At 63.7% G+C, this 12241-nt stretch carries 13 protein-coding genes and 1 pseudogene; all 14 read right to left on the minus strand.

Annotated features, from left to right (window positions below):
• Positions 1 to 37 precede the first annotated feature (37 nt).
• The gene (gene lipA, locus AB5Y64_RS07925; RefSeq protein ID WP_039041111.1) at positions 38 to 1003 is read right to left on the minus strand and encodes a lipoyl synthase; all 966 of its coding nucleotides are present in this window, start codon (positions 1001 to 1003) and stop codon (positions 38 to 40) included.
• An 85-nt stretch (positions 1004 to 1088) separates the two neighbouring features.
• Complete coding sequence (gene lipB, locus AB5Y64_RS07930) at positions 1089 to 1781, minus strand: lipoyl(octanoyl) transferase LipB (RefSeq protein WP_010673755.1); 693 nt, start codon at positions 1779 to 1781, stop codon at positions 1089 to 1091.
• 93 nt (positions 1782 to 1874) lie between these two features.
• Positions 1875 to 2138: a DUF493 family protein YbeD gene (ybeD, locus tag AB5Y64_RS07935; protein ID WP_010673756.1), complete on the minus strand. Its 264-nt coding sequence runs from the start codon at positions 2136 to 2138 to the stop codon at positions 1875 to 1877.
• Positions 2139 to 2417: 279 nt separating this feature from the next.
• Entirely contained in the window at positions 2418 to 3647 is a 1230-nt protein-coding gene (locus AB5Y64_RS07940; protein ID WP_039041110.1) for a D-alanyl-D-alanine carboxypeptidase family protein, read from the minus strand.
• 165 nt (positions 3648 to 3812) lie between these two features.
• A complete protein-coding gene (locus AB5Y64_RS07945; protein WP_039041109.1) occupies positions 3813 to 4742 on the minus strand; it encodes a septal ring lytic transglycosylase RlpA family protein in 930 nt (309 codons plus the stop codon).
• A complete protein-coding gene (mltB, locus tag AB5Y64_RS07950; protein WP_039041108.1) occupies positions 4684 to 5682 on the minus strand; it encodes a lytic murein transglycosylase B in 999 nt (332 codons plus the stop codon). The genes AB5Y64_RS07945 and mltB overlap by 59 nt, the downstream gene beginning before the upstream one ends.
• Positions 5682 to 6785, minus strand: coding sequence for a rod shape-determining protein RodA (gene rodA / locus AB5Y64_RS07955; RefSeq protein WP_039041107.1), 1104 nt, complete (start codon positions 6783 to 6785; stop codon positions 5682 to 5684). Before rodA ends, mltB begins: the two co-directional genes overlap by 1 nt.
• Positions 6782 to 8695: a penicillin-binding protein 2 gene (mrdA, locus tag AB5Y64_RS07960; RefSeq protein ID WP_010673761.1), complete on the minus strand. Its 1914-nt coding sequence runs from the start codon at positions 8693 to 8695 to the stop codon at positions 6782 to 6784. The genes rodA and mrdA overlap by 4 nt, the downstream gene beginning before the upstream one ends.
• Before the next feature lie 64 nt (positions 8696 to 8759).
• Positions 8760 to 9227, minus strand: coding sequence for a 23S rRNA (pseudouridine(1915)-N(3))-methyltransferase RlmH (gene rlmH, locus AB5Y64_RS07965; RefSeq protein ID WP_005298242.1), 468 nt, complete (start codon positions 9225 to 9227; stop codon positions 8760 to 8762).
• Positions 9228 to 9248: 21 nt separating this feature from the next.
• On the minus strand, positions 9249 to 9590 hold the full coding sequence (gene rsfS / locus AB5Y64_RS07970; protein WP_010673762.1) for a ribosome silencing factor: 342 nt from the start codon (positions 9588 to 9590) through the stop codon (positions 9249 to 9251).
• Positions 9591 to 9802: 212 nt separating this feature from the next.
• The gene (nadD, locus tag AB5Y64_RS07975; RefSeq protein ID WP_039041106.1) at positions 9803 to 10456 is read right to left on the minus strand and encodes a nicotinate-nucleotide adenylyltransferase; all 654 of its coding nucleotides are present in this window, start codon (positions 10454 to 10456) and stop codon (positions 9803 to 9805) included.
• A complete protein-coding gene (holA, locus tag AB5Y64_RS07980; RefSeq protein WP_039041105.1) occupies positions 10450 to 11484 on the minus strand; it encodes a DNA polymerase III subunit delta in 1035 nt (344 codons plus the stop codon). The genes nadD and holA overlap by 7 nt, the downstream gene beginning before the upstream one ends.
• 35 nt (positions 11485 to 11519) lie before the next feature.
• Positions 11520 to 11627 (minus strand): annotated as a pseudogene (locus AB5Y64_RS07985) (DNA polymerase III subunit delta); the annotation flags it as partial.
• A gap of 27 nt (positions 11628 to 11654) precedes the next feature.
• Positions 11655 to 12137 (minus strand): LPS assembly lipoprotein LptE, encoded by a 483-nt coding sequence (gene lptE, locus AB5Y64_RS07990; protein ID WP_010673765.1) that lies wholly within the window; start codon positions 12135 to 12137, stop codon positions 11655 to 11657.
• Positions 12138 to 12241: the final 104 nt, after the last annotated feature.

Genomic DNA, 12241 nt, shown 5'->3' on the forward strand with positions numbered 1-12241 from the left:
CAGGGGCGCTCTTTTTTCTGCCAGCAGGAAAAGAGGCTTATTTGACCTCTTCCCCCTTGGCTTGCAGGTCTGCGTGGTAGGAGGAACGCACGAAGGGACCGCAGGCGGCGTGGCTGAAGCCGAGATCCATGGCCACATCCTTGAGTTCGTCGAACTCTGCGGGCGGCACATAACGCTTCACCGGCAGGTGGTGGCGGCTCGGTTGCAGGTACTGGCCCAGGGTCAGCATGTTGACGCCGTGCTCGCGCAGATCCTTGAGTACCTCGACGATTTCCTCGTTGGTCTCGCCAAGGCCCATCATCAGACCGGACTTGGTCGGCACGTGGGGGTGCATCTCCTTGATGCGGCGCAGCAGCTCCAGGGACCACTTGTAGTCGGCACCCGGACGGGCAACCCGGTACATGCGCGGGGCGGTTTCCAGGTTGTGGTTGAAGACGTCAGGCGGGGTCTCGCGGAACACCTCCAGCGCCTGCTCCATCCGGCCACGGAAGTCCGGGGTCAGGATCTCGATGCGGGTCTGGGGGCTGTGCTCGCGGATCTCGCGGATGCAGTCGGCGAAGTGCTGGGCACCGCCGTCCCGCAGATCGTCGCGGTCCACCGAGGTGATCACCACGTACTTGAGGTTCATCTCCTTGATGGTGAGTGCCAGCTTCTTCGGTTCCTCCGGATCCAGCGGCAACGGACGGCCGTGGGCCACGTCGCAGAAGGGGCAGCGGCGGGTACAGATGGCGCCCATGATCATGAAGGTCGCGGTGCCGTGGTTGAAGCACTCCGCCAGGTTGGGGCAGGAAGCCTCTTCACACACAGAGTGCAGCTTGTTTTTGCGCAGGGTGCTCTTGATGTGCTCGATCTTCTGGCTCGACGGCGGCAGCTTGATCCGCATCCACTCCGGCTTGCGCAGCACTTCCTCGTTGGGATCCGGCATGAATTTCACCGGGATCAGGGCCATCTTGTCGCCATCGCGCAGCTTGACGCCCGGCTCCATACGAACGGGTTTGCTCATGATTCACTCTCGGTGTTTGTTATTGTCTGGTTGACGGTCACCAGGGGCCTTGCGGCTCCCTCGTGACCACGGGGCATGGGGTTGCTCATGCCGCCTCTTCGGTATTCGTGATCTCTTGGTAGCCAATCAGGCGGGCCAGCTCCGTCACCAGCAGGGACTGTGCCTCGGCGACGCTCTGCGGGCCGCCCAGGGCGCTGGTCTGGGTCATGGCCATGCCCGCATAGCCGCACGGATTGATGCGCAGGAAGGGAGTCATGTCCATGTTGACGTTGAGGGCCAACCCGTGGAACGAGCACCCCTTGCGAATGCGCAAACCCAGGGACGCCAGTTTGGCTTCCATACCCAGATCGCTCTTCACGTAGACGCCCGGGGCATCGGCCTTGGCGTAGGCCTCGATATTGCTTTTGGCGAGCGTGTTGATGATGGCGGTTTCGAGGCAGGTCACCAGCTCCCGTACAGAGAGCTTGCTGCGGCGCACATCCACCAGCACGTAGAGCACCAGCTGGCCCGGGCCGTGATAGGTCACCTGGCCACCGCGATCACTCTGCACCACCGGGATGTTGCCGGGGGCGAGCAGGTGTTCGGCCTTGCCGGCCTGACCCTGGGTGTAGACGGGGTCATGCTCCACCACCCAGAACTCGTCCGGGGTGTCGGGGGTGCGATTGTCGGTGAACGCCTTCATGGCGTCCCACACCGGCTGGTAGGGGCGACGGCCCAGCTGTCTGACGAGCAGTTGGCCGGCTGACGGTTGTGGCTCGGCGGGCGTTTCGAGTGACATCTTTCCTCACTGGCGGCGCGGTGTCGGTACGGTCGCCGCTGCGACCGGGCGGCAAATAATCAGTCGCCCCGGTGGCGGGGCGAGAGAGGCAACTTACAGGACGTAACGAACCAGCTCGATCTTGCCAAGGGCGGTATACATGGCCTCGATGTGTTCCTTGCTCTGGGCGGTGACCGTCACCCGTACCGAGTGATAGTTGCCCTTGGAGCTCGGTTGAACGGTCGGGCTGTAGGTGCCGGGAGCATGTTGCTGCAGCACTTCCACCACCATGTCGGGCAGGGCGGGATCGGCCACGCCAAGCACCTTGAACGGGAACTTGCAGGGGAACTCCAGCAGTTCATCAAACTTGGTATTCATCTACTTCACCTTTCTGGGTCGCCGGGAAGCGACGTCATCTTTACGTCTTTGAGGGCCGCCGAAACGGTCCCCTCATCTGCCCCCAGGGGGCAGTTCCCAGTCTATATGGGCATGAGCCGCCTCGGGATCAAGACCCGGCGGTGTGGCAAGACGTGGAAATGCTGCTTTTTACCACAAATCGTCAGTCGGCGGAACCTGCAGATTACAGGGTTATTGACTGGACAGACCGCAAAAGACAGCAGCGGCGCCTGTTGGCGCCGCTGCTTGAGGAGGGGTCTGTTACTTGAACCAGCTGGAGACCAGCATCACCAGGTAATCCCACAGGCGGCTCATCAGGCCACCTTCCTGCACCTCTTCCAGGGCAACCAGGGGAACCTGCTTGATCTCCTTGTCCCCTTGCTTGAGGTACACGGTGCCGACGCGCTGGCCCTTGGCCAGGGGCGCCTTCAGCTCGCTCTCCAGTTGGAAGTCCGCCTTGAGGTTGTTGCCCTGGCCACGGGTGACCAGCACGGAGACGTCCTTGTCGACCCCCAGCTTCACTTCAGACTTGTCGCCCATCCAGATCTTCTGGGTGACCAGTTCGGTGCCCGCCTTGTAGGGGGTCAGGCTCTGGAAGAAGCGGAAGCCGTAGGTGAGCAGCTTCTTGCTCTCGGCGGCGCGGGAAGCCTCGCTGTTGGCCCCCATGACCACGGCGATCAGGCGCATGCCTTCGTTGTTGGTGGCGGAAGAGACCAGGTTGTAGCCGACCTGGCTGACGTGGCCTGTCTTGATGCCGTCAACCTGCAGGGATTGGTCCCACAGCAGGCGGTTGCGGTTGTGCTGGGTGATGCCGTTGAACACGAAGGACTTCTGGGAGTAGATCTTGTACTCCTCCGGCTGATCGTGGATCAGAGCCTGACCCAGGCGGGCCATGTCGCGGGCGGTACTGTAGTGGCCCTCTTCATCCAGGCCGTGGGGGTTCTTGAACTGGGAGTCCTTCATGCCGAGCTTGGCGGCCCAGGCGTTCATCAGGCTGGCGAAGGAGTCGGTGCTGCCCGCCAGGTGCTCGGCCATGGCGACGCAGGCGTCGTTGCCGGACTGGATGATGATGCCCTTGTTGAGATCATCGACGGAGACCTGCTTGCCCACCTCGATGAACATCTTGGAGGAGTCGGAGTAGTTCTTGGACCAGGCGTTCTGGCTGATGGTCACCATGTCGGTGCCCTTGATGTTCCCCTTGTGCAGCTCGTCGCCGACGATGTAGGAGGTCATCATCTTGGTCAGGCTGGCGGGGGGCAGACGCTCGTCGGCGTTCTGCTCGGCCAGCACCTGTCCGGAGAAGTAGTCGATCAGAATATGGGCCTTGGCGGAGATCTCGGGCGCGGCAGGCACCACCATGGGGGCGCTGTTCAAAGTGGGGACCGGCTGGGCACTCGGCAGGGCCGAATCCGGGGTCGGAACAGGCTGGTTGGCCTGAGCGGTGGCGCTTAACAGGGAGGCCAGAATAACGGAGCGGGCAAATTTGGACATCTTGAAATTCCTGGTGCCTGGATGGGATGTACCCAAGTTGAAAAAAAGCGGGCCCCACTATACCAGATGTGCGTGTCGGTCATAGTCCGAGATGCGACCTGGACGGGATTTTATGGGATGGTCCCCGACCTCGCGTCGTATCCCGGCGCGAGGTCGGGGCGGGTATCAGGGCACGATGAAGGCCTGCTCCAACCCACCCTGGCGGATCTGCTCGAGCAGGGGGGCCTGCTTGTCGCTGGCCACGGGCCCGAGCAGGACGCGGAAGACGGCGCCATGTGCCACCACCTGGTACGGCACGCCATAGCGCTGGGTCATCACCTTGCCCATGGCCTCGGCTCGCGCCTGCGAGCCGCTGGCAAGCACCTGGATCATCTTGCCCTGGGTCGCACCGGCCTTGGGGGAGGAGACGGTGGTGGTCGCCGTGGCGGTAGGAGCAGGAGCAGGGGCGGCCTTGGCCGGTGCTGTGGGGGCCGGCGTCTCGTTGACGAAGGAATTGGCTGCTGGCGCCGCAGGCTCCATGGGCGTCATCGGGGTCATGGGCACCATCTCCACCATCTGATCCGGCTGATCGGTGATGAGTTCGAGGCGCACCCGGGCCTCACCCCCTTCCACCATCTCCAGCTGCGCGGCGGCGGCGTGGGAGAGATCGATGAGGCGATCGCTGCCGAAGGGGCCGCGATCATTGACGCGTACTATGGTCTCCAGACCGTTGTCCAGATTGGTGACCCGCACGTAGCTTGGCAGGGGCAGGTTGCGGTGGGCGGCGCTGAACAGGGTGCTGTCCTGCACGTCGCCGTTGGCAGTCTTGTTGCCGTCCAGATCCCGGGAGAGCCAGCTGGCAGTGCCTTCCTCGCTGTAGTGCTTGATGTCGCGCCACACCTCAAACTTCTGCTTGCCGATCCAGTAGTCCCGGTTGCCGCTCTCGCTCATGGGTTCGGGGCGGGGAATGGCGCCGGTCGCCTGGGGGATCTCGATGACCTGGGGTTTCTCCTGGGGGACGGGCTCTGGCGGCAGCGGCTGGGGTTCGGGTTGGCTGCTACAGGCGGCCAGCAACAAGGTCAGGCTGAGGGGAAGAAGTTTGTGGCTGTAATGCATAAGCGTCCTGGATTGCTTGACTGAGTTGATGCACCGCCATCGCATAGAGAGGGCTGCGATTGTAGCGGGTGATCACGTAAAAATTGTGGCGCGCGACCCAGTATTCCGGTCCTTCGGCCTGCTCCATCGCCAGCAGTTTTACCGGCGTCTCGGGTGACGGCGGTGTGGCGACTTCAATGCCCGCAGCGGCCAGCTCTGCCCAGCGGTGTCTTAGCTCGGGCTCGGATGCAAGCAGGGTACCTACTGGCGCCAATCCGATCAAGGCGGGCTCCACCACCGGCTCGCCCCAGCGCCAGTGGTGCAGGGCGAAGTAGTTGGCCACGCTGCCGATGGCATCTGCCGGGTTGGCGAAGAGATCCCGCTTGCCGTCTCCGTCGAAGTCGACCGCGTAGTGGCGGTAGCTGGAGGGCATGAACTGGCCCATGCCCATGGCGCCGGCATAGGAGCCCTTGAGGGTGGTGAGCGGCCACTTCTCTTCCCGGGCAAGCAGCACCAGCTGGGCAAACTCCTTGGCGAAGAAATCCGCCCGTTCGGGGTAGTGGAATCCCAGGGTGTAAAGGCTGTCGAGCACCGGATGGCGGCCCATCTGTCGACCGTAAAAGGTCTCGATGCCGATGATGGCGACGATGAGGGAGGCGGGGACCTGGTAGGTCTGCTCGGCCTGTGCCAGGGTGGCGGCATGGCGCTGCCAGAATCCCACTCCGTCCCGGATGCGCTCCGGGGTGACGAACAGCGGCCTGTAGCGGTGCCAGGGCTTGGCTTCCCAGGGGCGGCGGATGGTGTCCAGTACCTCCTGGCGCAGGCTGGCCTGGGCGGCGGCGGCCTGCAACTCTGCCAGCGGCACCTGCTGCTGCTCGGCCAGCAGGCTGAGCCGGGCCGGCGAGACGGCAGCACCCGCCGTCAGGGTGCACAGAGATAGAGCCAGCCAGCCGAGCCGCATCAGGCGAGCAGCCGCCTGTGGGTCTGGATGGACATCAGAACGCCGAAGCCCGCCATCAGGGTCACCATGGAGGTGCCGCCGTAGCTCACCAGTGGCAGGGGAACCCCTACCACTGGCAGGATGCCGCTTACCATGCCCATGTTGACGAACACATAGACGAAGAAGGTCAGGGTCAGGGCGCCCCCCAGCAGGCGTTCGAAGCTGTTCTGGGCCTGCATGGAGATAAACAGGCAGCGGCTGATGATGTAGAGGTAGATGACCAGCAAGAGGGCCACTCCCACCAGACCGAACTCCTCGCTGAAGACGGCGAAGATGAAGTCGGTGTGGCGCTCTGGCAGGAATTCGAGCTGGGACTGGGTGCCTTGCAGCCACCCCTTGCCGAACACGCCGCCGGAGCCGATCGCAATCTTGGACTGGATAATATGATAGCCGCGACCGAGCGGGTCCTTCTCCGGGTCCAGCAGCATCAGCACCCGCTGGCGCTGGTAGTCGTGCATCAGGAAGAACCAGAGTACCGGCATGAAGGCGCAGATGAGCAAGACCGCGAGCCCGATGAGCCACCAGCTGATCCCCGCCAGGAAGATGACGAAGAAGCCGGAAGCGGCCACCAGGATGGAGGTGCCGAGATCGGGTTGGGCCGCGATCAGCAGGGTGGGCAGCAGCACCATCACCAGGGCGATCATCACATGGCTGAACTTTGGCGGCAGGGAGTGCCGGCTGAGCCAGGCGGCCACCATGATGGGCATGGAGAGTTTCATCACCTCGGAGGGCTGGAACTTCATGAAGCCGAGATCGAGCCAACGCTGGGCCCCCTTGCCGATATGGCCGAACACGTCCACCGCGATGAGCAGCAGCACCACCACCGCAAACAGGGGCACCGACCAGCGGGCATAGAGGGAGGGCGGCAGTTGGGCAATGCCGATCATCAGACCGAAGGCCAGGGCGCCGCGCACCAGTTGGCGCACGATGGAGTCGAGATCCTGGCCCGAGGCGGAGTAGAGCACCACCATGGAGAGGGCCATCAGGGTCAGCAGGCCGAGCAGCAGCGGCAGGTCGATGTGCAGCTTGTACCAGATGCTCTGCTGGCGGGCAGAATTACTCATTGGGAAACGACCTCACTCGGTTGGGACGGCTTTTCCGGTGCCGGTGGCAACTGGGGTTCCGGCGGGAGCAGATAGGCATCCAGCATGTGGCGGGCGACCGGTGCCGCCATGGCGCTGCCGCCCCCGGCGTTTTCCAGCACCAGGGCGACGACCGCCTTGGGTGCCTCGAAGGGGGCGAAGGCGACGAACAGGGCGTTGTCGCGGTGTTCCACCTTGGTGGTGGCCGCGTTGTAGACCTGGTTCTCTTTCAGGCCCACCACCTGGGCGGTGCCGGACTTGCCCGCCGCCTTGTAGGGGGTATTGGCGAAGGCGCGGCGCCCCGTCCCTTCGTGGCCGTTGATTACGCGCCACATGCCGTCCTTGGCCACCTGCCAGTAGGTATCGCTCTTGGCGGCGATGGCCACGTTCGGGTTGATGGGGGCGTTGACCACGCCATCGGACGAGGCGGTGCTCTTGAGCAGGTGCGGCGTCACGTCGTGACCGTTCTGGGTCAGGATGCTGATGGCCTTTGCGAGCTGGATCGGGGTGGCGCTCCAGTAGCCCTGGCCGATGCCGATGGAGATGGTGTCCCCCTGGTACCAGGGTTGACGCCAGCGGGCCATCTTCCAGTCCCGGGAGGGCATGACGCCCCGGGTCTCTTCATAGAGGTCCACGCCGCTGTACTGGCCGAAGCCGAACTTGGTCATGTAGCTGTTGATCTTGTCGATGCCGACCCGGTAGGCGAGATCGTAGAAATAAGTATCCGCCGACACTTCGATGGCGCGATAGACGTCGAGCCAGCCGTGGCCCCAGCGGCGCCAGTCCCGGAACTTCTTGGTGGTGCCCGGGATGGAGAAGCTGGGCCCGCCGAAGTAGCGGTAATTGGGGGTGATCGCCCCCTCGTTGAGCCCCATCACCGCCATCATGGGCTTGACGGTGGAGGCGGGGGCATAGATGCCCTGGGTGGTGCGGTTGACCAGCGGCCGGGCGGGATCGTTGAGCAGCGCCGAGTAGTTGGCGCTGGAGATGCCGGTCACGAACAGGTTGGGGTCGTAGCTCGGGCTCGACTCCATGGCCAGGATGGCGCCGGTGTTGGGTTCCATCATCACGATGGCGCCCCGGCGGCCGGCCAGCAGCTCCTGGGCCTTCAACTGCAAGCGGATGTCGATGTTGAGGTAGATGTCCTTGCCGGGCTCGGGGGGCTGGAATTTCAGGGTGCGCACCACCCGGCCGCGGTTGTTCACCTCGACCTCCTGATAACCTGCCACGCCGTGCAGCTGATCCTCGTAGTACTTCTCCACCCCCTGTTTGCCGATGTCCTTGGTGGCGGCATAGTTGGCGAGCTTCTCCTCCTTCTCGAGGCGCTCCACGTCACGGGTGTTGATCTTGGCCACGTAGCCCAGGGCATGGGTCAGGGTATCGCCGAACGGGTAGTAGCGCTTGAGGTAGGCCTCGATGCTGGCCCCCGGGTAGTTGTGCTGGTTGACCGAGAAGAGGGCGACCTGGTATTCGGTCAGCTTCTCGAACAGGGGCACGGGCTTGAAGCGGCGCTGACGTTTGACCTCGGCCAGGAACTTCTCCTTGGTCCCCTCCGGCAGGGCCAGCAGGGTGATGAGGTCGTCCGCGGTCTTCTCCAGGTTCTCGGTCTCTTCGGGCACGATCTCCAGGCTGTAGACAGGGCGGTTTTCCGCCAGCAGGACACCGTTGGCGTCGTAGATGAGGCCACGGGGCGGCGCCACCGGTACCACACGGATGCGGTTGTCGTTGGATCGGGTCTGATAAGTTTCGTAAGACTCTACTTGCAGGTAGTAGAGGTTAGCCAGCAGCACCAGCATGAGGGTGACCATGCCGATGTAGGCGACCAGGGTGCGCCGGAAGAACAGACGTCCCTCGGCACTGTGATCGCGCATTTCAATGCGATTCTTCAGCATGCCGTTACCTTGTGGCTGACGTGCGGGTGAGAGAGGAGAAATGCATGCTCAGGGTCGGCATGGGTCACTCTCTGTGATAAGGGTGATTGGTGGTGATGCTCCAGGCGCGATAGAGGCTCTCGGCCACCAGCACCCGCACCAGGGGATGGGGCAGGGTCAGGGGCGAGAGCGACCAGCTCTGCTCCGCAGCAGCCTTACACTCGGGGGAGAGCCCCTCCGGGCCACCCACCAGCAGCGCCACATCCCGGCCATCCAGCTTCCAGGCTTCCAGTTGCACGGCGAGCTGCTCCGTGGTCCAGGGCTTGCCCGGAATGTCCAGGGTCACGATGCGGGAGCGGCCGGCGGCGGCCAGCATGGCTTCCCCTTCCTTTTGCAGGATGCGGGGAATGTCGGCATTCTTGCCGCGCTTGCCTGCGCCGATCTCGACCAGCTCGAACGGCATGTCTTTGGGGAAGCGGCGACGGTACTCTTCGAAGCCATGCTCTACCCAGGCAGGCATCTTGGTGCCCACGGCAATCAACTGGATCTTCATCTTTGGTTACGCTGTCGCCCTTTATTGCGAATTGACCTGGGCGGCGCCGCTCCAGAGTTTTTCCAGCTGGTAGAAGTCGCGGTACTCATCCTGCATCACGTGGACGATGACCGACCCCATGTCCACCAGCACCCACTCACCGGTGAGCTCCCCCTCCACGCTCAGCAGGTCGAGCCCCGCATGACGGGCCTCGCTGGCGAGGTTGTGGGCGATGGCACTGACGTGACGATTGGAGTTGCCGGAGCAGATGATCATGGTGTCCGTGATACTGGATTTGCCGCGCACATCGAGGGTGATGATGTCGCGGCCTTTCATGTCATCGATCTTGTCGACGATAAAGGCGAGCAATTCTTGGCCTTGCAATGTCTTCTCCTATCTTCCGGCGCCAGAGGGCGGCGGATTATATCATGGTCACTCCCGTTTCCCAGCCTGGCAAAGGGAGCATTGCCCGGGGAGCCGTCCCGTGGGGGAGGGGCCCCTTGACGATCACTATAGTGTGCAACCCGGCTTGGCAATAGTCAGGGCCGGGCCCGGTGCGCCCGGACGTGTCGGCTGATCCGCCTGCGTGGCGCCGTTTACTGCGTTGCCGATGAGCGGTAGAGCCCGTGGCGCCGGATATAGTCGGCGACCGGGTTGGGCAGCAGGTATTTGGGATCCTGGCCTGCCGCGAGCAGGGCACGCAGGCGTGTGGCCGACAGCTCGACGGGCAGGTTGTCACAAAGCCAGACATGACCGTGGCGCTGGCCATGGAGATCCTGAATGTCCCGGGTCTGGTGGCGGGCCAGCAGCGCGGCCACCTGGACGGGATAATCCGGTTGCCAGCCTGGGCGGCAGCTCACCACCAGGTGGGCGTAATCGAGCAGCTCCTGCCAGCGGTGCCAGCCCGGCAGGCCGAGCAGGGAATCCATCCCCATCAAAAAGCAGAGCGGGGTGTCCGGCAGCTCGCTCCTCAACTCGACAAGGGTGTCGATGGTCCAGGAGGGGGTGTCGCGCCTGAGCTCCCGCTCATCCACCACGAATCCCGGGTTGTCCGCCGCAGCGAGCCGGACCATGGCGAGCCGCTGCTCGCTGGAGCAGAGCGGATTGGCCCGGTGGGGCGGGATATGGTTCGGGAGCAGGCGCACCTCGGCCAGACCCAGGGCGTCCCGTGCCTCGATGGCGGGCCTCAGGTGGCCGATGTGAATGGGATCGAAGGTGCCGCCGAGGATCCCGATGGGCGGTGTCAGCATGATTCCGTCTCCAGCAGGGGGAGCGGGGTACCGTCACGAAAGCCGAGGGCGATGGTTTGCAGCATCAGCCAGGCCTGCTCGGTGTCGAAATGGCGCTGGGCATGGTCCAGCTGGGCCATCAGTTGCCAGAGTTGCCGGATCTTGGGGAAGGGAAGCCGGGTCAGCGCCTGCTGGATGAGCTGCTGACGGCTCTGCCAGATGCGCAGGCGGCTGAAATGTTCCACCAGGGGCTGTCCGGCGCGGGCGGCCAGCGCCAGCTCGGTGAGCTGCTCCAGTTCGCGGCACAGGGTCCAGGCCAGCATGCCGGGTTCGGTACCTTCGGCGCGCAGGGCCAGCAGGATGCGCTGGGCCCGGTTCACCTTTCCTTCCAGCAGGGTATCGACGAGCTGGAAGGGGGTGAAGTGGGCGTGGCGGATGATGGTCTCCTGCAGATAGGCGACGCTGATGGGCTGGGGCGGGGAGAGCAGGGTCAGCTTCTCGATCTCCTGGCTCGCGGCCAGCAGGTTGCCCTCGTAGGCGTGGCACATGAAGTTGACCGCATCCGGCAGTGCCTTGAGGCCGAAGCGCTGAAAGCGGGCGCTCATCCAGCGCGGGAAGAAGCGGGGCTCGGGGTGGTTGACCGGCACATAGGTGCCGCTCTGGCTCAGCTTGTCGAACCAGGCCGCCTTCATCTGGGTCTGGTTGAGGCGGGGGCCCGAGAGCACCAGCAGCAGGTCGGGGTGGAGTTGCTTGCCAATATCGCTGATGCGGGCGGCGAGATCCTTGTCGATCTTGGCGGGCAGCTCCAGCTCGATGATCTGGCGGGCCGAGAACAGGCTCATGGCCTGGCAGGCATCGTAGACCTGGTTCCAGTCCAGCCCCTGTTCCACCACGAAGCTGTGGCGCTCATCGAAGCCCTGTTTGCGTGCCACCTGACGCACGGCGTCGACAGCTTCCAGTTTGAGCAGGGGCTCGTCCCCAAAAATGAGATAGCAGGGCTTGAGCCCTGCCTTGAGATGGTCCGCGAGTTGTTCAGGGTAAATCCGCATCAGAACCTGGCCTGGTTGAGGGGGAAGGATGCACGGTCGATGGCTTGCTCATTCTTGAACAGGGGCTCGTCCCCGAAAATGAGATAGCAGGGCTTGAGCCCTGCCTTGAGATGATCCGCAAACTGCTCGGGATAGACTCTCATCAACACCCTCTCATCAAGATACGCCCATCAGAACTTGACCTGACTGAGCTGGCGAATAACCAGGTTGGCGGCCTGCTCCTGCATCTCCTTGCCCAGCTGCTCCTGCTCGCGGGAGGAGGCGAGTGCCGCATCCGGCTTGTTCAGGAAGCTGCGGTTGAAGGTGATGGGGAAGACCTGGGTCGGTTTGCCCGGCATGACCACGGTGAACTGGGTGCTGTAACTGAGCAGGTATTCGCGGTCCTGGCCGATGGAGTCGACCGAGGCGACCTGGCTGCGGCTACGTACCCCGGCCAGGGTCAGCACCGGGATGCCCTCCTTGTCGGCGAGCTGCACGCCAGCGGCCTTGAGACGGGTGGTGACCAGTCGGTAGAAGTCGCTCTTGTTGTCACCGACCACTTTCATGGTCATCAGTTCGGGGGGAATGGCGGTGCCCCGCATCTGAAAACCGCAGGCCTGCAGCAACAGTCCTGCCAGCACGATGGCCATCCAGCGCGTGAAGATGGTGCCCATAAAAAATCCTCTTTGCATGAAGGGAAGAGCGGCGGGCGCAGGGCCCGCCGTCATCATCCGTGTGTCGTCAGCCCCTGGCGGCCAGACCGTCGGCCGCCGCCAGG

The sequence above is a fragment of the Aeromonas sp. R5-1 genome (assembly GCF_040908265.1).
GTDB classification, from domain to species: domain Bacteria; phylum Pseudomonadota; class Gammaproteobacteria; order Enterobacterales; family Aeromonadaceae; genus Aeromonas; species Aeromonas caviae.